Here is an 18,170-nt window from a genome sequence, read left to right as displayed (position 1 = left end):
GGCGATCATCGGGCCATGGTGACGATGGTCATCAGCGCCAGCACACGCGGCGGTTCACCCAGCGCCAACCGTAATAGGTGTGGACGCGCACACGCTGCCAGCGGCAGTAACGTGCCGGACGCGGACGCCAGTGCGGACGGTAATAATGCGGGCGGCCATAATGCGGGCGGCCGCGGTGATAGACCTTCTGCGCGGCATTCGATGCCGGAGCCGATTGTTCGATGGCCTGGATCACACCGGCATTGGCTGCGGGATGGACCACGGCGGCCTGGGCCGACTGCGCGGTCAGTGCAGCGCCCCCCATGCCGAAGGCCAGAGCGGCAACCAGAGCGAGTTTGCGAAACATTCGTTCCTCCTGCGATTCAGATCGGCGAAAGCGCGACCCAGCCCCGATGGGCCAGCTTACTATGTTACTAACCGCCGGAACCGGAAAGGTTCCGGGGAGCGGCGACTATCATTCGCCCCTTCCGCCGTCACTATCCCATCATCGGCTGAACGCCACTTGATCGACCCGTTCATCCTGCATTCAGCCGCCCGGCAACCTATCGTACCGCCGGGATTTCATGCCTATATGCGGCAAAGGCCGTTCATCACCTTCTCGTGAGGACTGCCGTCCCTGCTGCACAGGAAGAGGCGAAGCCGCGTTGACCACATCTGACATCCCGCAATCGGACAATCCAGTGAAGCGAAGTCTCGGGCGGATCCGGCAGTTGCTGCCCGAGAAATGGCGTCACCCGGCACCCCTGGTCGCCGTGCTCCCGCTTTCGGGCACCATCGGCACCGGCTCGCGCTTTTCGAGCAGCCTGAACATGACCAAGCTCGACAAGCAGATCGAAAGCGCCTTCGCGCTGAAAGGCGCCAAGGCCGTCGCCCTGGTGATCAATTCGCCCGGCGGCTCGCCGGCGCAGTCGCATCTGATCATGCGGCGCATCCGTGCCCTCGCCGCCGAAAAGAAGCTGCCGGTTTTCGCCTTCGTCGAGGATGTCGCCGCGTCCGGCGGCTACATGATCGCCTGCGCCGCCGACGAGATCATCGCCGACCCCGCCTCGATCCTGGGCTCGATCGGCGTCGTCTCTGCCTCCTTCGGTTTCGACAAGCTGATCGAGAAGATCGGGGTGGAACGCCGGGTCTATACCGCCGGGCGCTCCAAGACGCTGCTCGACCCCTTCCGCCCCGAAAAGCCGGAGGATGTCGAGCGCCTCGCCGCCCTGCAGCGCGAAATCCACGACATGTTCATCGCCTTGGTCAAAGAGCGGCGTGCCGGCAAGCTCAAGGGTGAGGAGGAATTGTTGTTCTCGGGCGAATTCTGGCTGGCGCCCCGGGCGATCGAGCTCGGCCTTGCAGATGCCGTCGGCGACGTCAGGTCCACCATGCGCGAGCGTTTCGGCGAGAAAGTGCGCTTCAAGACCATCGTCGAACCGCGCGGCCTGCTCGGCCGGCGCCTGGGCCTCGGGGCCCGTTTGTCGGCGGCCGAAAGCGAGCAGATGACCGAAGGCGTTCTTGCCGCACTCGAAGGGCGTGCAATTCGAGCCCGTTTCGGTTTATAGTTACGACATGATGAATGAAGAGGGCCTGCCATGCATCCTGTCGTTCTAGCCGTCGCCAGCCTTGTCGGGACCGTGGTTCTCGCGCGTCTGGTCAAGCGCGAATGGGAGCGAGTGAACAACGAGCTCTACAAGCCTCAGCCCGTTCGGCAGGAAGCCATCAATCTGCGGCGCGATCCGCGCAGCGGCGTCTATCGCCCCGAATAGGCTTGAAGCGGCCGCCCCGGTCGCCGGGCCTTCAGCAGATCCGCCAAATGCAAAGAAGCAGGTTCTCGCGAACCTGCTTCTCTTTTTTGGCGGGGCGTGGATCAGTTGAAGCTGCGGATGATCCGGCAATGCTTGCGCATCGGCGCGCTGCGATCCTCGATCACGGAGCCGTCATCCAGCACGACCTGGCGCCAGACATTGGTGCAGCGCTGCTGATCGACGAATTTGAGCTGGACGGGCACCGGGGCCGGGCGGGGCCGCGGCGGATTGCAGGCATGGGTGCGGCAAGGCGGCGGGTTGGTGATGATCACGCGGGCCTCGTCGGACATGCCGCCACCGCCGCCGCCCCCACCGCCACCGCCCGGATTGGACGGGCCGGAGCCGCGGTTGCCGCCGCCACCACCGCCGTTACCGCCGCTGCTGGCGGAACCCGGGCCGGTGCTCGCGGCGAAGGAGGTGGAGATGGAGCCGGCCAGCGAGCCCATGATCAGGGCTGCGACGAGACCGGTACGAAGAAGGGATTGCCTGGACATAGTTTACTCTCCTGAGCTTTGGTTTGGACGGGATCGGTTGTGGTGTCCCGTTGCATCCCTTGTCTCATGAGAGCTTGCCGGCATCTGTGCGGACAGGCACAAGCTCGCGCGGCGCACAAACAGGTTTCCCCAGTGTCGATCTTGCTCTAAGGGTCGGGCGCTAGTCTGTACCGGGGGAAACAGGTTCTCCGGCACGGATCAGCCGGAAATAGTGCGGATTGCTTGAACCGTAATTTTTCCGAACTCCTTGTTTTGATGTGTTTTCCCAATCGGCGAAGCCCGCCGGTTCTATGGGAAAACGCGCTAGTTCGAGAACCGTCATGGCCGACGCCACCCCCGACCATATGCGCCCTGAACGCTCCTTCCAGGGCCTGATCCTGACCCTTCAGCGCTATTGGGCCGATCGCGGCTGTGTCGTGCTGCAGCCCTACGACATGGAAGTGGGCGCCGGTACCTTCCACCCCGCCACGACCTTGCGCTCGCTCGGCCCCAAGGCCTGGAATGCCGCCTATGTGCAGCCTTCGCGTCGGCCCAAGGACGGGCGCTATGGCGAGAACCCCAACCGTCTGCAGCATTATTACCAGTTCCAGGTCATCCTGAAGCCTTCGCCGCCGGAACTGCAGGACCTTTATCTCGGCTCGCTGGCCGCCATCGGGCTCGATCCCCTGGTCCATGACGTCCGCTTCGTCGAGGACGACTGGGAGAGCCCCACGCTCGGCGCCTGGGGCCTGGGCTGGGAGTGCTGGTGCGACGGCATGGAGGTCTCGCAGTTCACCTATTTCCAGCAGGTCGCCGGCCAGGAATGCAATCCCGTCTCCGGTGAACTGACCTATGGCCTCGAACGCCTGGCCATGTATGTCCAGGGCGTCGAGAACGTCTACGACCTCAACTATAACGGCCGGGAAGGCGCCGAGAAGGTGACCTATGGCGATGTCTTCCTGCAGGCCGAGCAGGAATATTCACGCCATAATTTCGAGCATGCCGACATCGAGATGCTCAAGCAGCATTTCGCCGATGCCGAAAGGGAGTGCAAGGCCCTGCTGGCCGCCGGCGACAAGGGCAACCGGCATCTGCTCGCCCTGCCCGCCTATGACCAGTGCATCAAGGCGAGCCACCGCTTCAATCTGCTCGACGCGCGCGGGGCCATCTCGGTGACCGAGCGCCAGAGCTACATCCTGCGCGTGCGCGAACTCGCCAAGGCCTGCGGCGAGGCCTGGGTCAGGACCGAGGCGGGCGGGGCCTAGCGCGGTCGTGCAGCGCCTCGCCCTACCCTCCCCTCGATGGGGAGGGTCGGCCCGAAGGGCCGGGGTGGGGTGGGGTGGGGTGGGGTGGGTCACACCACGCTATCAATGACGGACTGGAAAAGGCAGGCAGAGCAAGCGCATGGCGAGTTCCATCACCCCACCCCGACGCCTTGCGTCGACCCTCCCCATCGAGGGGAGGGTAGGGTCGCGGTGTCCTCTGGACTGGTACTTCCCATGAAGGCACGTTCGCTCGACCGCTTTCGGCTTGCCAATGCCAGACGCCTGCGTGAGCAGGCCACTGATCCCGAACGGATCCTCTGGCATCATCTGGAACGGATACCGATCTACGGCACCCATTTCCGCCGACAGGCTCCGATCGACCGCTATGTCGTTGACTTCGCCAGCCACAAGGCTGGCCTGATTATCGAACTCGACGGAGAACAGCACGGCTTCGACCAAAACCGCCCGCACGACACCCGCCGCACTGCCTTTTTGGAAAGCCAAGGTTATCGTGTCATTCGCTTCTGGAACCACGAGCTGCGTTCAAATCTGGAAGGCGTGCTCGACACTATCTACGCGACGCTTTACGGAGACCTGAACACAGCTCCGACCCGCTTCGAGCGCAGGCGCCTGCACGGAATGGAGCAAGGTCCGTTGGTCTCCGCGCAACTCCCAATTCCGCCTTTTGACGAACACGAAGAACGTTAACTCCCATGCCCGACCTCCTGCTCGAACTCTTCTCCGAGGAAATCCCCGCCCGCATGCAGGCCAAGGCGGCCGACGACCTCAAGAAAATGGTGACGGATGCGCTCGTCGAGCGTGGCGTTGTCTATGAGGGCGCCTCGGCCTATGCCACGCCGCGTCGTCTGGCCCTGACGGTACACGGCCTGCCGATCCGCCAGCCCGACACGCGCGAGGAGCGCAAGGGCCCCCGTGTCGGCGCCCCCGACGGCGCGATCCAGGGCTTCCTGAAGGCGGCCGGCCTCGCCTCGCTCGATCAGGCGCGCATCGAAAGCGACCCGAAGAAGGGCGAGTTCTACGTCGCGGTGGTGGAAAAGGCCGGACGGGCCGTGCCCGACCTCATCGCCGAGATCGTGCCCGAGGTCATCCGCACTTTCCCCTGGCCCAAATCCATGCGCTGGGGGTCGGGAAGCCTGCGCTGGGTGCGCCCGCTGCATTCGATCCTCTGCACCTTCGGTCCCGAGACCGAGGACCCGGAGGTGGTGCGCTTCGAGATCGAGGGCGTCGCCGTCGGCGATACCACCAAGGGCCATCGCTTCCTGGCGCCCGGTACCATCCAGGTGAGGCGCTTCGAGGATTATGTCGCCAAGCTGGAAGCGGCCAAGGTGGTGCTCGATCCGGCCCGCCGGCGCGACATCATCCTCACCGATGCCCGCAACCTCGCTTTCGCCCAAGGGCTGGAACTGGTCGAGGACGATGCCGTGCTGCACGAGGCCGCCGGCCTGGTGGAATGGCCGGTGGTGCTGATGGGCTCCTTCGAGGAAAGCTTCCTCTCGGTGCCGGACGAAGCGATCCAGGCTACCATCCGCGCCAACCAGAAGTGCTTCGTGGTGCGCGATCCCAAGACCGGGCGCCTTGCCAACCGCTTCATCCTGATCGCCAATATCGAGGCGAGCGATGGCGGAGCGGCCATCGTCGCCGGCAATGAGCGCGTCATCCGCGCCCGTCTGTCCGATGCCAAGTTCTTCTGGGAAACCGACCAGAAGCCCCTGCCCGGCTACGAAGATGAAGGCAAACCGCTCGACCAGCGTCTCGCCAAGATCGTCGCTTCGAACGTGGTGTTCCACGAGAAGCTCGGCACGCAGGGCCAGCGCATCGAACGCATCGCCTCTCTCGCCAGGGCGCTGGCCCCCGCCGTGGGTGCCGACCCGGCCAAGGCCGAGCGGGCGGCCAGGCTCGCCAAGGCTGACCTCGCCACCGAAATGGTCGGCGAATTCCCCGAATTGCAGGGGCTGATGGGCCGCTATTACGCCACGGCCCAGGGTGAGGACGCCGCCATCGCCGCCGCGCTGGAGGATCATTACCGGCCCAAGGGTGCCGGCGATGGCGCGCCGACCGATCCTGTCGCGGTCGCCGTGGCGCTCGCCGACAAGCTCGACACGCTGATCGGCTTCTGGACCATCGACGAGAAGCCGACCGGCAGCAAGGATCCCTATGCCCTTCGACGGGCCGCTCTCGGCGTCATCCGCCTGGTACTCGACAACAGGCTGCGCCTTCCCCTGCTGGCTGTCATCGCCAAGGCTCCCTTTGCCAAGAGCAACGACATCGCCGACGACCTCCTCGCCTTCTTCGCCGACCGCCTGAAGGTGCAGCTGCGCGAACAGGGCGCCCGGCACGATCTTGTCGACGCCGTCTTCGGCCTTGGCGGGCAGGACGATCTCCTGCTCATCGTCCGCCGCGTCGAGGCGCTCGGCCGCTTCCTCGGCAGCGAGGACGGCAAGGCCCTGCTGGCCGGGGCCAAGCGCGCCGCCAATATCCTGCGCATCGAGGAGAAGAAGGACGGCGCCGGGGCCTATGCCGGCGGCGCAGACGCCTCTCTTCTCACCGAGCCGGAGGAGAAGGGCCTGCAGGCGGCTCTGCAGACGGCGAGGCAGGCAGCCACCAGCGCCATCGACTCCGAGGATTATGAAGGCGCCATGACGGCCCTCGCGCAACTGCGCCGGCCCGTCGACGCCTTCTTCGACAAGATCCTCGTCAATGCCGAGGATGCCGCCCTGCGCCTCAACCGCTTGAAGCTGCTCGAGGAGATCCGGACGGCGACCCGCAGCGTGGCCGATTTCTCGCGCATCGAGGGCTGAAATCACGCTGCCCCTCGCCTCGATCCTCTCTGCCCGCGGCCAGAGGATAGAACCGAGGGGCAATGCGCCCTGACTGGCAAAGCCCGGAAAAACATTTGTTTAGGTCCAGGGCGGATTGTCATCCACAAGACGATCTTGCGCCGTTGCTCGTCGGTGCTATAGCGTCTTGCGATTAGACGGAGCCACCAAGAATCGCAAAGACGCGTCAGAACAATGAGTTAGAGCAAATAAGCGTTCACGCTTGAACGCGCTTTGCTCTGGGAATAGAGAGCCTTTATCGGATCCGCGTTTCTTGCCGCCAGGGACGCCTGCATGACCGTTTCTGACTCCGCTCTACAGCGTCCATCTCCCAATTGGGATGATTACCGTTATGTTCGCGCCGTCGCGGAGACCAAATCCCTCGCTGGCGCGGCAACGGCGCTCGGGGTCAACCATTCTACCGTGTTCCGCCGCATCAATGCCGTCGAGGACATGCTCGGCGCCCGCCTGTTCGAGCGCGGGCGCAGCGGCTATGCCCTCACTGCGGCGGGGGAAGAGATGGTGGCGCTCGCCGGCCGCATGGCCGAGGACATCAGCGGCTTCGAGCGCCGTGTGGCGGGACGGGACGTCAAACCCTCCGGGGAACTGCGCGTCACCACCAATGACAGCATCATGGCCCACCTGGCGATGCCGGTCTTCACCAGCTTCCTGACCAGCTTTCCCGACATTCGCCTCGACGTCGTGGTCTCCAACCTGCCGCTGAACCTGTCCAAGCGGGACGCCGACATCGCGATCCGTGCCACATCGGCGCCCCCCGATACGCTGGTGGGGCGGCGGGTCTGCACCATTGCCTGGGCCATCTACGGCCCGGAGCGCCTGAAAGGGGCCGAACTCACGGATCTCTTCGCCGAGCGCTGGATCGCCACCGGCGAAGGGCTCTCCAACATCCCGCCGGCGCGTTGGGTGGAACGCGAAGTGCCGAACGAGCGCATCGTGTTGCGCCTCAACACCATTCTCGGCGTCGCCGAGGCCCTGCGGGCCGGCTTCGGCGTCGGCCTGCTGCCCTGCTATATCGGCGATACCCTGCCGCTGCCGCGCCTGTCCGAACCGCTACCGGGCGTCGGCGCCGGCCTGTGGCTCCTGACCCATCCCGATCTCAAGCACTCGGCCAAGGTCCGCGTCTTCATGGACCATGGCTGGGACGCGCTGACGAAGCTGCGGCCCCTGCTGGAGGGAACCGGCGAAGCCTGAGCACCTGCTCCGCCAATCGGGCATCGCACTTTTCGTTTCCCGCTACACCACCATCCCGGTCCGCCTGCCCGCTCCCCGATAGGCCAGCGCCGCTGCCGCCAGGGCCAAGGCGGCCAGGCCCGCGCCGATGCCCGGCAGATAGACGATCGGCACCCGCTCCACCGCGACGCCGCCCAGGGCCGTGCCGAGGCCGACCCCGATATGCATGGCCGACAGATTGAGGCTCACCCCCGCCTCCGCGGTATCGGGCCCCGTCGCGATCAGGAAACTCTGCACCACCGGCGAGATCATCCAGCTCAGGCAGGCCCAGACCATCATCACCGGAAAGAACGCCAGGCTCGTGCCGGCTGCGAACGGGATCAGCAAGAGCGCCGCGAGATAGCCTGCCGGAACCAGCACGATCGCCCGGCGCGGCGTGACCTTGTCGGCAGCGAGGCCGCCGAGATAGCCGCCCGAGACGCCGGCGACGCCGAAGGCGACGAAGCCCAGTACGATTCCAGCGCCGGTGACGCCGAGGACGTCGGCAATATAAGGCGAAAGATAGCCGAACAGGACGAAGTGGCCTGATATCATCAGGATGGAAACGAGCTGGGCACTCGCCAATGGAGTGGAGCGCAGATGGGTCCCGTAATCAGGCGAGCCCTGCCGGCTGGCGCCGATGTCGGGCAGCTTCAGGCGGCAGACGATCAGGACGCCGGCAGCCAGGGCGGCAAGCGCCAGGAACACGCTGCGCCAGCCTGCAAGCGAGCTGACCAGCATGCCGATCGGCACGCCGAGCACCAGTGAGCCGCTGACCCCCATGAAGATCATGCCAATCGCCCGGCCTTTCATGCGCTCGTCGACGAGTTCGGTGGCGAGCATGGTCGCCAGCAATGCGATGGTGGCGCTCGCCGCCGCCATGCCGATGCGGGCGGCAAACAAAACGCCATAGCCGGGGCTGGCGGCGGCGAGGAGGTTGCAGAGGAGGAAGGCGGCAAGAGCGGCCGTGAAGGCGCCCTTACGCTCGAAGCGCGCAGTCAGCAGCAGAGCGAGCGGCGCCGCCAGCGCAAAGGTGATCGAAAAGATCGCCGTGAGCTGGCCGGCCAGGCCGATGGAGACGCCGAGTCCGCCGGCGATGTCAGGCAGGATGCCGATGACGATGTTCTCGGCGGTGCCGGTGACGAAGGTGGCGAGTGCGAGGAGCAGGACGCGGCGATCCATCTGGTCTTCCCGATCATGAGACCTCGCGTTCGCGATCGGGATGGTGCCGACGATCCGCCTCGCGAGGACAAGGATGTCGGGTTTCGAGGCAGCGCTTCGGTTATCCCTCCGGGGCTCCGGATAGCATGAAGCGGGCGATTTTGGAACGGCGCCGGCGAATCCCGGGGCTCAGAACTCAGGTTGACGAGTGCCGTTAATACCCTCCCCTGGAGGGGGGGGGTAAAGAAAGGCCACCTCGCTTTACGACGCAGTAGTGCTCAAACCGACACATGCCCCGCCCTTGACCCAGGCACCGGCGCCGGCCGAAGCTGGATTGCCGGGTCAAGCCCGGCAATGGCACAAGGCCGGCAAGCTCTGCCGTATCGGGTTTTGGCCGCCCCTCAGCCGATTTCCACCACGACCCGCCCCCTCACCTTGCCCTCCAGGATGCTGGCGGCGGTTTCGCGGACCTCGTCGAAGGGGATCGAGCTCGTCATGGCATCGAGCTTGTCGCGGTCGAGCTCGTTGGCAAGGCGCCGCCAGGCCTCCTGGCGGACGACCTGGGGGCATTGCACCGAATCGATGCCGAGCAATGAGACCCCCCGCAGGATGAATGGCATCACGCTGGACGGCAGGTCCGATCCACCCGCCAGGCCGCAGGCGGCGACGGCGCCGCCATATTTGATCTGCGACAATACATTGGCGAGAGTGAGCGAACCGACCGTATCGACGGCGCCGGCAAAGCGCTCCTTGCCGAGAGGGCGCACGGGGCCGGTGAGTTCGGCCCGATCGATCACCTCGGAGGCGCCCAGATTCTTGAGATAATCGCCTTCTTCCGGGCGCCCTGTCGAGGCGATCACCGTGTAGCCGGCCCGCGCCAGCAAGGCGACGGCCGTGGAGCCCACGCCGCCGGCGGCACCGGTCACCAGCACCGGCCCGCGGGCGGGCGTGATGGCATGGGCCTCGAGCGCCATCAGGCTCAGCATCGCGGTATAGCCGGCGGTGCCGATCGCCATCGCCTGCGCATGCGTCATGCCATAGGGCACCCGCACCAGCCATTCGCCCTTGACGCGGGCCCGCTCGGCATAGCCGCCGAGATGGGTCTCGCCCACGCCCCAGCCATTGAGGATGACATGGTCGCCCGGATCCCAGTCCTTCGAGGAGGAGGCGATCACCTCGCCGGCGAAATCGACGCCCGGAATCATCGGAAAACGGCGCACCACCGGCCCCTTGCCGGTTATGGCAAGGCCGTCCTTGTAGTTGACGGTCGAGTGGGTGACCCGGACCGTGACGTCGCCATCCATGAGATCGCGCTCGTCGAACTCGGCGAAGTTGCAGGCATAGCCGGTATCCGGCTTGGTGACGACGAGAGCCTTGAAAGTCGACATGCACGCTCCTGCAATTGCTGTCTGGTGTCCAGATCGTGTCTTGGCGTTTTCGAGGCCCGAGCCGGTTATGGCAAGCGGAAAAATGGCCGCATGGTCGGCGATCCGTCACGCCGATCCGGCCTGCGATCCCTGGACAAAGCCATATCGAGCGTTCGGTCCAATTAATCCGACATATAAGGCCCTGGACACGTCGGTTCTTCAGACAAAAGCAGGGTCAGACGCAATTATTACACTCTGACACATTTTGTTATCCGGCCAACCTATCGATTTAGACGTTTGAAGAATTGAATTTATCGGCCGGCTGTGGAAAGGCTCTGCGCCAAATACGTGCCGGCGTAATCGGCCAATCCGAAATCACTGAGGAAGTGCAATGACGAAGTGGGTGTATGGGTTCGGCGACGGCAAGGCCGAAGGCGAACAGGGCATGAAAAACCTGCTGGGCGGCAAGGGCGCCAACCTGGCGGAGATGTCGAATCTGGGCCTTCCGGTGCCGCCCGGCTTCACCATCACCACGGAAGTCTGCACCTATTACTATGCCAACGAGCGGACCTATCCGCCGGAGCTCAAGGGCCAGGTCGAAGCGGCGCTGGCCGAGATCGGCCGCATCACCGGCAAGGCCTTCGGCGATGCCAGGAACCCGCTGCTGGTCTCGGTGCGCTCGGGCGCCCGCGCCTCGATGCCGGGCATGATGGACACGGTGCTCAATCTCGGCCTCAATGACACCACGGTCGCCGCGGTGGCGGCAGCCTCCAACAACGAGCGCTTTGCCTGGGATTCCTACCGGCGTTTCATCACCATGTTCTCCGATGTGGTGCTCGGCGTCGACCACGGCCATTTCGAGGAGATCCTCGACACCTACAAGGAGCGCAAGGGCTATGTGCTCGACACCGATCTCCAGGCCGGCGACTGGAAGACGCTGGTCGGCCAATACAAGGCCCTGGTGCTCGAGGAGCTCGGCAAGCCCTTCCCCGAAGACCCGCAGGAGCAGCTCTGGGGCGCTGTCGGCGCCGTGTTCGCTTCGTGGATGAATGCGCGCGCCATCACCTATCGCTCGCTGCACAACATTCCCGCCGAATGGGGCACGGCCGTCAATGTGCAGGCGATGGTATTCGGCAATCGCGGCGATACCTCGGCCACCGGCGTCGCCTTCACCCGCAATCCCTCCACCGGCGAGCATGCGCTCTATGGGGAGTTCCTGATCAACGCCCAGGGCGAGGACGTGGTGGCCGGCATCCGCACGCCGCAGCCGATCTCCAAGGCGGCCGCCCAGGCCGGCGCCTCGAACAAGCCCTCGATGGAGGAGGCGATGCCCGCCGCCTTCGCCGAATTCGTCGGCATCACCAAAGTGCTCGAGAAGCACTACCGCGACATGCAGGACATCGAGTTCACGGTCGAAGACAACAAGCTGTGGATGCTGCAGACGCGCTCGGGCAAGCGCACCGCCAAGGCCTCGCTGCGCATCGCGGTCGAAATGGCCAAGGAAGGCCTGATCAGCGAGGAAGAGGCCGTCGGCCGCGTCGATCCGGCGGCGCTCGACCAGCTCCTCCACCCCACCATCGATCCCAAGGCCGAGCGCATCGAGATCGCACGCGGCCTGCCGGCTTCCCCCGGTGCGGCCTCCGGCGAGATCGTCTTCACCTCCGAGGAGGCCGAAGCCGGCAAGGCGGCCGGCAAGACCGTCATCCTGGTGCGCCAGGAAACCAGCCCCGAGGACATCAAGGGCATGCTGGCGGCTTCCGGCATCCTCACCCGCCTGGGCGGCATGACCTCGCACGCCGCCGTGGTGGCGCGCGGCTGGGGCAAGCCCTGTGTCTCCGGCGCGGGCAGCATCCGCGTCGATGGTGCCAGCGGCACACTGATGGCCGGCGGCAAGACCTACAAGAAAGGCGACGTCATCACCATCGACGGCTCGACCGGGCAGGTGCTGGCCGGCAAGATCGCCATGGTGCAGCCCGAGCTTTCCGGCGAGTTCGCCGAGCTGATGGCCTGGGCCGACGGCGTCAGGCGCATGAAGGTGCGCACCAATGCCGAGACCCCGGCCGATGCCCGCCAGGCCCGCCAGTTCGGGGCCGAAGGTATCGGCCTGTGCCGCACCGAGCACATGTTCTTCGACGAAGGCCGCATCGTCGCCATGCGCGAAATGATTCTGGCCGACGACGAGAAGGGCCGGCGCGCAGCGCTCGCCAAGCTCCTGCCGATGCAGCGCGAGGATTTCCGCCAGCTCTTCGAGATCATGTCGGGCCTGCCGGTCACCATCCGTCTGCTTGACCCGCCGCTGCATGAGTTCCTGCCGCATTCGGAGGAGGAAATCGCCGAAGTCGCGGCGGCGATGGGGGCCTCGGCCGCCAAGCTGAAGTCGCGGGCCCAGGAGTTGCACGAGTTCAACCCGATGCTCGGTTTCCGCGGCTGCCGGCTGGCGATCGCCTTTCCGGAGATCGCCGAGATGCAGGCGCGCGCCATCTTCGAAGCGGCCGTCGAGGCGGCCGCTTCCACCGGCCAGCCGGTAACGCCGGAAATCATGGTGCCGCTGGTGGCGACGAGGACCGAGCTCGACCTCGTCAAGGCCCGCATCGATGCCATGGCGCAGGCAGTGGAAAAGGAAAAGGGCGTCAAGCTGGTCTACCAGGTCGGCACCATGATCGAGCTGCCGCGCGCCGCCATCCGTGCCGGCGAGATCGCCGAGAGTGCCGAATTCTTCTCCTTCGGCACCAACGACTTGACGCAGACCACCATCGGCATCTCGCGCGACGACGCGGCCTCCTTCCTCGGCACCTATGTGCAGAAGGGCATCTTCGCCACCGATCCCTTCGTCTCGATCGACCAGGAAGGCGTCGGCGCGCTGGTGGAGATCGGCGTCGAGCGCGGCCGCAAGCAGCGCGCCAATCTCAAGCTCGGCATTTGCGGCGAGCATGGCGGCGATCCGGCTTCGATCGCCTTCTGCGAGCGCAGCGGGCTCGACTATGTCTCCTGCTCGCCCTTCCGCGTGCCGATCGCCAGGCTGGCGGCCGCCCAAGCAGCCCTGGAGGCCAAGAAGTAAGGCCTGGACCTTCCTCGGAATTCACCGAGGCGTCTTCGAGTTTGCAAGACCTTTGTCATTGCCGGGTTTGACCCCGGCAATCCAGGTCGAGCCCGGCGATGACAATCGGCTTCGGACATCTCATTCCGGGGCCGTGACCATGCCCTGACCGATATCGACCTCTGGAACATCCGGGGCGAACACGTTCCGGCGGGCGCTGGCGAGAATGCGGGCGCCGACGCTGGCGGCGCTGCCGTTGATGCCTTTGTGCTCCAGCGCCTGCCACCACAAGGCAGCCACGCCCGAGACATGCGGGCAGGCCATGCTGGTGCCACTGATGGTATGAAGGCCGCCACCGGGCCAGGCCGAGGTGATGTCGACGCCGGGCGCCGCCACTGCCGCCAGCATGTTGGAAAAGGACGCCACCCTGTATGTGTCGGCGTCCCGTCCCACCGCCGCCACCGCGATCACGCCGTCGGCTGCCGCCGGCAGGGAAGCGGCGATGCGATACGGCGTCACCGCCGCTCGTTTGCTCTCATTGCCCGCCGCCGCCACCACCAGCGGCGAAGTGCCGAGGGCGCCATGGGCCTTGAGCATTGCCATGATGGTGTCGAGCATGCGCAGATTGCTGCGATAGCCCACCAGGGCCATCGAGGTGGCCGGTTCGATATCCCAGCCCTCCGAGGTCAGGCGTTTCACCAGACCGGGGAAATCGAAGCCCAGCGACATGGAGACGATATCGGCCTTCTCTGTCAGCGCCCATTGCAGGGCTTCGAAAATCATGCCGGAATCGCCCTTGCCGTCATTGCCGAGCACCTTGCCGATCAAGGCCTTGCCGACACCGCGCGCAATGCCGATACGCTGGCCGCCGACGTCCCGGCCGAAAATGGTGCCGGCGCAGTGCGTGCCATGGCCCTTGACGTCGCCATTGCCGCTGCCGGTGAAGTCCCTCTCGACCAGTGTTACGCCGGCAAAAGCCGGATGGGCGACATCGATGCCGGTGTCGAGCACGGCAACCGTGACCCCGGCGCCGGTAAAGGGACTGGCATCGGCGCCGACGGCCGCGATGCCCCAGCTGGCGCCAGCCTCGGCTACCGCCGGTGCGGGGCTGTCGAGAGGCTCGATCAGCGCCGTCGGCATGTTCTCGGCATAGGAGATGTCCGGATCAGCCTCCAACTCGCGCAGGGCATGGTCCGGCAGGGTCTCGACCGTGATTTCCGGCGGCTTGGGCTGGAGCCGCTCTAGCCCCATCCGACCGGGCTGGTCCGCCTTGGGCCGACGCAGAATGACATAGGATCGCATGACTTCCTCCTGCCTTGTCGCCGTACCGAACGTTCCGGTTCTCTCATGCGACAATCGGCGTTATCGCGCCGTGACAACGACCGACGGGGCTGTGGGCTGTTCCGCGGGATGCTTTGCCCCCGCCGGCGGCGTCGATATAAGGACATGATGGCTGGCTGATCGCCGGCACGACAAAGGGGGCCTTGCATGTCGGGATTGGCACGAATTCTCGCGATCCTTGCCGTTATCGTAGTGGTGGTCGGGCTGGTGGTCAGCGGCGGCATCAACACCATTCCCACCGACGAGGAGAAGGCCAAGGCCGCCTGGAGCGAGGTCCAGAACCAGTATCAGCGCCGCGCCGATCTGGTGCCGAACCTGGTCGAGACCGTGAAGGGCTATGCCAAGCAGGAAGAAAAGGTGCTGACCGAAGTGGTCGAGGCCCGCGCCAAGGCGACCAGCGTGAAGATCGACGCCAGCACGATCACCGATCCCGAGAAGTTCAAGCAATTCCAGGAAGCGCAGCAGGGCCTGTCCGGTGCTCTCGGCCGCCTGATCGCCCTGCGGGAAGCCTATCCTGACCTGAAATCGAACCAGAACTTCCTGTCGCTGCAATCGCAGCTCGAAGGCACCGAAAACCGCATCGCCGTGGCGCGCAAGGACTATATCGAGGCGGTCCGGGTCTTCAACACCGACCTTCGCACCTTCCCGCAGAGCATCTACAAGGCGATCTTCTACAGCGGGACCAAGCCGATGGAGACCTTCAGCGCCGCGCCGGAGAACCAGGCCGCCCCGAAGGTCAACTTCAACTGAGGCTTCGCGAGGCATGAGCAAGCAGGTGTTCTTCGGTGTGCCGGTCTTCTCGGCTCCATCGAGAGATGGAGCGGGACCGGCACGGGCCGCAGAGAATGCCGGTCTGAAGATCGGCAGAACATTTTGCACTGCGCTCGCCTTGCTGCTTTTCTTCCTCGTTCCCGCCTTCGCCCTGAACTTTCCCACCCTGACGGACCGCGTGGTCGATCAGGCGGGCATCATTCCAGCCGGCGAGCGCGCCAGCCTCGACCAGTCCCTGAAGGCTCTGGAGGACAAGTCGAGCGACCAGCTCGTCGTCGTCACCCTCAAGAGCCTGGAAGGCCTGGAGATCGCCGATTACGGCTATCAGCTCGGCCGTCACTGGGGCATCGGCCAGGGCAAGCTCAACAATGGCGTGCTGCTCATCGTCGCCCCCAACGAACGCAAGGTGCGCATCGAGGTCGGCTATGGGCTCGAAGGCACGCTGACCGACGCGCTCTCCAGCGTGGTGATCCAGCAGGCGATCCTACCCAAGTTCAAGGCCGGCGACATGCCAGCCGGCATCAAGGCCGGCGTCGCCGCCATCGAGGATGTGCTGCTCAACAATGAGAGCGAATGGAAGCAGCGGGCAAAGGATGGCGCCCGCAGCGACGAAGGCTTCGATCCTCAGACCGTCTTCGTGATCTTCTTCATCCTGTTCTTCATCTTCGTGATTGCCTCGGGCTGGATCGATTCCTCGCGCGGCGGCCCCCGCGGGCCGGGTGCCCGGCGGCGGGGCTCCGGCCCTGTCTTCATCCCGACCTCGTCGGGTTGGGGCGGCGGCTCGGGCTGGGGCGGAGGATCATCCGGCGGCGGTTTTTCCGGCGGAGGCGGCTCCTTCGGCGGCGGCGGTTCGAGCGGGAGCTGGTGAGATGACCCGTGTATTGACGCAGGACGATCATCGCCGCATCGCGGCGGCCATCACCGCGGCGGAAGCGGGCACGTCCGGCGAGATCTACTGCGTCGTCAGCCATGCCGTGGCGAGCTATCGCTGGATCCCGGTAACCCTGGGCGCAGTGGCCGTGCTGCTCACTCCGGTGCTGATCGGCCTGCTGGCGCCGGATCTGCTGCACGCCTCGCTGTTCGGCGAGCCGTGGAGCAGCGGCAATTTCAGCCAGGCCGACATGGCGTCCGCCCTCAGAAAGGGGCTGCTCACCCTCAGCCTGATCCAGATCGCCGTCTTCGTGGTGGTGACCGCCCTGAGCTGGCCACAGCGCATGCGGCTCTGGTTTGCCCCGCCGCCCATGCGCCGCCACAAGGTGACGCTTGCGGCCCGCAGCCAGTTCCTGGCCCAGGGATTGCAGCAGACCGCCGACCGCACCGGCCTCCTCCTTTTTATCGCCATGGCCGAGCGGCAGGCTGTGCTGATCGCCGACGAAGGCATCAACGCCAAAGTCGAGCAGCAGGTCTGGGACGATACCATCGATGGCCTCACCAAGGCCGCCGCCGCCGGGCGCCTCGCCGAGGGCCTGGTTGCCGCCATCGGCCAATGCGGGGGCCTGCTGGCCCAGCATTTTCCGCCTGAGAGCCAGCCGCGGAACCAACTGCCGAACCGTGTGGTCGAGCTGTAGGGCTCATACCAACAGCATTGATGCTTGACAGATCAAGCACCGTCATTGCGAGCGTAGCGAAGCAATCCAGGGGCCGTGAGCTTTGTGCCTTCAAGCCCCGGATTGCTTCGCTGCGCTCGCAACGACGGATCAGCTTTAGGCCTGTCCTGATATCATTCGCCCGTCAGCGCCTCGTCGAAGCGGCGCCAGCTGTCGGTGAGGTCGAGCACGGCGCGGCTGGCGCGGGCTTCGTCCATCTTGATGGCGGTCAGGCCAGCCGCAAGCGCGTCCACCACCGAGACCGGCAGCGGCGCGCCGTCGATCAGGTGCTTGCCGATATCGGCGGCCATCTGCTCGTCGGCGCCGTAATGGGCGGAGAGCTCCGTCGTCTCATAGCTCTTGTCGATCAGCTTCTGCGAGGTGCGCGCATCATGCACCCGGAAGTAATTGCGCACGAAATCCCCTTCGGCCATGCCTTTGGAGCCGATCACGCAGAAGCGCCGGAATTCGTCGGGCACGTTGATATTGGTGTGGAAATTGAGGGCGACGCCATTCTCGAATTCGACGATCGCCACCTGGAAATCGATGATGTCTGCATCGGAATCGAACACCTTGTCCGTGCTCAGCCAACCGCTCGGCTTGCGGTGATAGACCTCCATGTCGTTGACACCCTCGGCGCTGGGCGCATTGCCCGGCAGGAAGGTACGGCGGCCGCCGAAGCTTGCGACCCGCACCGGGCGCGAGCCGACCAGACCCTGATAGAGGTCGATGTCGTGGCAGCATTTTTCCAGCATGAAGCCGCCGGAATAATGCTGATAGCGCCGCCAGTCACGCATGAAGAAGGCCCCGTGATAGGGCGCCAGATGCTCGGAGGCCTCGATCGAGACGATGTCGCCCAGCACGCCCTCGTCGCGCATGCGCGTGAGGTCGCGATAGAGCGAGGCATAGCGCAGCACCAGGCCGACCATCACGCTGTCGGTGCCGTGGGTGCGAAGGAGTTCGAGCAGCTTGAAGGTGTCTTCCTGCGAGGTCACCACGGGCTTTTCGGCGAAGACCTTGACGCCATGCTCGAGCCCCGCCCGGATATGGTCCAGATGCATCGCATTCGGCGAGCCGACCATCAGGAGATCGAGCGTGTCGGCGGCGAGCAAGGCATCAGGGCTGTCATGGGCGCGGCCCGCTGCGATGCCATGCTCCTTCATATAGCCCAGGCCTGCCGGCGCGGGATCGACATAGCCGACCACGGTGAAGCCCGGCACCATCAGACTGAAGATGCGGGCAAGATAGCCCATGCGATAGCCGAGCCCGATGATGCCGACCTTCATTCCGCCTACTCCGTGACTGTTCGGAC

The 18,170-nt window shown here is 65.3% G+C and carries 16 protein-coding genes; 10 read left to right on the top strand and 6 right to left on the bottom strand.

Translation table 11 applies throughout. The annotated features are described in order from the left end of the window. Positions 1-31: 31 nt before the first annotated feature. On the bottom strand, positions 32-346 hold the full coding sequence (locus tag J8I29_RS12200; protein WP_209431836.1) for a hypothetical protein: 315 nt from the start codon (positions 344-346) through the stop codon (positions 32-34). 334 nt (positions 347-680) lie between these two features. On the opposite strand from J8I29_RS12200, the gene J8I29_RS12195 reads away from it, so the two are divergent. Next, on the top strand, positions 681-1,547 hold the full coding sequence (locus J8I29_RS12195) for a S49 family peptidase (protein ID WP_348536009.1): 867 nt from the start codon (positions 681-683) through the stop codon (positions 1,545-1,547). A 30-nt stretch (positions 1,548-1,577) separates the two neighbouring features. Then, on the top strand, positions 1,578-1,751 hold the full coding sequence (locus J8I29_RS12190) for a hypothetical protein (RefSeq protein ID WP_156771628.1): 174 nt from the start codon (positions 1,578-1,580) through the stop codon (positions 1,749-1,751). A 101-nt stretch (positions 1,752-1,852) separates the two neighbouring features. Here the strand turns inward: J8I29_RS12190 and J8I29_RS12185 are convergent, their stop codons facing one another. Continuing rightward, the gene (locus J8I29_RS12185) at positions 1,853-2,284 is read right to left on the bottom strand and encodes a hypothetical protein (protein ID WP_209431834.1); all 432 of its coding nucleotides are present in this window, start codon (positions 2,282-2,284) and stop codon (positions 1,853-1,855) included. 344 nt (positions 2,285-2,628) lie between these two features. Between J8I29_RS12185 and J8I29_RS12180 the strand changes: the two genes are divergently transcribed. The 4 genes from J8I29_RS12180 to J8I29_RS12165 all read left to right on the top strand — a co-directional run bounded on the left by J8I29_RS12180 (position 2,629) and on the right by J8I29_RS12165 (position 7,577). Further along, positions 2,629-3,528 carry a glycine--tRNA ligase subunit alpha gene (locus tag J8I29_RS12180; protein ID WP_209431950.1) on the top strand — a complete coding sequence of 300 codons (900 nt, stop codon included), beginning with the start codon at positions 2,629-2,631 and terminating at the stop codon, positions 3,526-3,528. A 234-nt stretch (positions 3,529-3,762) separates the two neighbouring features. Then, positions 3,763-4,236: a DUF559 domain-containing protein gene (locus tag J8I29_RS12175; protein ID WP_209431833.1), complete on the top strand. Its 474-nt coding sequence runs from the start codon at positions 3,763-3,765 to the stop codon at positions 4,234-4,236. Positions 4,237-4,241: 5 nt separating this feature from the next. Next, positions 4,242-6,347, top strand: coding sequence for a glycine--tRNA ligase subunit beta (gene glyS / locus J8I29_RS12170; RefSeq protein ID WP_209431832.1), 2,106 nt, complete (start codon positions 4,242-4,244; stop codon positions 6,345-6,347). Positions 6,348-6,659: 312 nt separating this feature from the next. Continuing rightward, complete coding sequence (locus tag J8I29_RS12165; protein WP_209431831.1) at positions 6,660-7,577, top strand: LysR family transcriptional regulator; 918 nt, start codon at positions 6,660-6,662, stop codon at positions 7,575-7,577. A gap of 42 nt (positions 7,578-7,619) precedes the next feature. Here the strand turns inward: J8I29_RS12165 and J8I29_RS12160 are convergent, their stop codons facing one another. Both J8I29_RS12160 and J8I29_RS12155 read right to left on the bottom strand, forming a co-directional pair. Further along, the gene (locus tag J8I29_RS12160; RefSeq protein ID WP_209431830.1) at positions 7,620-8,777 is read right to left on the bottom strand and encodes an MFS transporter; all 1,158 of its coding nucleotides are present in this window, start codon (positions 8,775-8,777) and stop codon (positions 7,620-7,622) included. A 380-nt stretch (positions 8,778-9,157) separates the two neighbouring features. Continuing rightward, complete coding sequence (locus J8I29_RS12155; protein ID WP_209431829.1) at positions 9,158-10,144, bottom strand: MDR family oxidoreductase; 987 nt, start codon at positions 10,142-10,144, stop codon at positions 9,158-9,160. A gap of 370 nt (positions 10,145-10,514) precedes the next feature. Here J8I29_RS12155 and ppdK point away from each other — a divergent pair, with 370 nt between their 5' ends. Beyond that, entirely contained in the window at positions 10,515-13,181 is a 2,667-nt protein-coding gene (gene ppdK / locus J8I29_RS12150) for a pyruvate, phosphate dikinase (RefSeq protein ID WP_209431828.1), read from the top strand. A gap of 120 nt (positions 13,182-13,301) precedes the next feature. Here ppdK and J8I29_RS12145 read toward each other — a convergent pair whose 3' ends face one another. Beyond that, a complete protein-coding gene (locus J8I29_RS12145; RefSeq protein WP_245196894.1) occupies positions 13,302-14,462 on the bottom strand; it encodes a S8 family serine peptidase in 1,161 nt (386 codons plus the stop codon). A gap of 186 nt (positions 14,463-14,648) precedes the next feature. Here J8I29_RS12145 and J8I29_RS12140 point away from each other — a divergent pair, with 186 nt between their 5' ends. From J8I29_RS12140 to J8I29_RS12130, 3 genes are read left to right on the top strand one after another with little or no spacing between them, the layout of a single operon-like run. Beyond that, positions 14,649-15,251 carry a LemA family protein gene (locus tag J8I29_RS12140; RefSeq protein ID WP_209431827.1) on the top strand — a complete coding sequence of 201 codons (603 nt, stop codon included), beginning with the start codon at positions 14,649-14,651 and terminating at the stop codon, positions 15,249-15,251. Positions 15,252-15,264: 13 nt separating this feature from the next. Then, positions 15,265-16,140, top strand: coding sequence for a TPM domain-containing protein (locus J8I29_RS12135; protein WP_209431826.1), 876 nt, complete (start codon positions 15,265-15,267; stop codon positions 16,138-16,140). Position 16,141: 1 nt separating this feature from the next. After that, a complete protein-coding gene (locus J8I29_RS12130) occupies positions 16,142-16,840 on the top strand; it encodes a TPM domain-containing protein (protein WP_209431825.1) in 699 nt (232 codons plus the stop codon). Positions 16,841-16,992: 152 nt separating this feature from the next. On the opposite strand, the gene J8I29_RS12125 is transcribed toward J8I29_RS12130, so the two are convergent. After that, positions 16,993-18,144, bottom strand: coding sequence for a Gfo/Idh/MocA family oxidoreductase (locus J8I29_RS12125; RefSeq protein ID WP_209431824.1), 1,152 nt, complete (start codon positions 18,142-18,144; stop codon positions 16,993-16,995). Positions 18,145-18,170 lie beyond the last annotated feature (26 nt).

Origin of the sequence: Labrys sp. LIt4 (assembly GCF_017813775.1) — a bacterium.
Lineage (GTDB): Bacteria > Pseudomonadota > Alphaproteobacteria > Rhizobiales > Labraceae > Labrys > Labrys okinawensis_A.
This window is presented reverse-complemented; position numbering and strand designations above follow the sequence as displayed.

What these genes read in the sequence shown, in the direction of transcription:
- J8I29_RS12135 (WP_209431826.1), top strand. Translation starts at nt 15,265, where the DNA reads ATGAGCAAGCAGGTGTTCTTCGGTGTGCCGGTCTTCTCGGCTCCATCG.
- J8I29_RS12190 (WP_156771628.1), top strand. Translation starts at nt 1,578, where the DNA reads ATGCATCCTGTCGTTCTAGCCGTCGCCAGCCTTGTCGGGACCGTGGTT.
- glyS (WP_209431832.1), top strand. Translation starts at nt 4,242, where the DNA reads ATGCCCGACCTCCTGCTCGAACTCTTCTCCGAGGAAATCCCCGCCCGC.
- J8I29_RS12185 (WP_209431834.1), bottom strand. Translation starts at nt 2,284, where the DNA reads ATGTCCAGGCAATCCCTTCTTCGTACCGGTCTCGTCGCAGCCCTGATC.
- J8I29_RS12200 (WP_209431836.1), bottom strand. Translation starts at nt 346, where the DNA reads ATGTTTCGCAAACTCGCTCTGGTTGCCGCTCTGGCCTTCGGCATGGGG.
- J8I29_RS12175 (WP_209431833.1), top strand. Translation starts at nt 3,763, where the DNA reads ATGAAGGCACGTTCGCTCGACCGCTTTCGGCTTGCCAATGCCAGACGC.
- J8I29_RS12130 (WP_209431825.1), top strand. Translation starts at nt 16,142, where the DNA reads ATGACCCGTGTATTGACGCAGGACGATCATCGCCGCATCGCGGCGGCC.
- J8I29_RS12145 (WP_245196894.1), bottom strand. Translation starts at nt 14,462, where the DNA reads ATGCGATCCTATGTCATTCTGCGTCGGCCCAAGGCGGACCAGCCCGGT.
- J8I29_RS12140 (WP_209431827.1), top strand. Translation starts at nt 14,649, where the DNA reads ATGTCGGGATTGGCACGAATTCTCGCGATCCTTGCCGTTATCGTAGTG.
- J8I29_RS12160 (WP_209431830.1), bottom strand. Translation starts at nt 8,777, where the DNA reads ATGGATCGCCGCGTCCTGCTCCTCGCACTCGCCACCTTCGTCACCGGC.
- J8I29_RS12165 (WP_209431831.1), top strand. Translation starts at nt 6,660, where the DNA reads ATGACCGTTTCTGACTCCGCTCTACAGCGTCCATCTCCCAATTGGGAT.
- J8I29_RS12155 (WP_209431829.1), bottom strand. Translation starts at nt 10,144, where the DNA reads ATGTCGACTTTCAAGGCTCTCGTCGTCACCAAGCCGGATACCGGCTAT.
- J8I29_RS12180 (WP_209431950.1), top strand. Translation starts at nt 2,629, where the DNA reads ATGCGCCCTGAACGCTCCTTCCAGGGCCTGATCCTGACCCTTCAGCGC.
- ppdK (WP_209431828.1), top strand. Translation starts at nt 10,515, where the DNA reads ATGACGAAGTGGGTGTATGGGTTCGGCGACGGCAAGGCCGAAGGCGAA.
- J8I29_RS12125 (WP_209431824.1), bottom strand. Translation starts at nt 18,144, where the DNA reads ATGAAGGTCGGCATCATCGGGCTCGGCTATCGCATGGGCTATCTTGCC.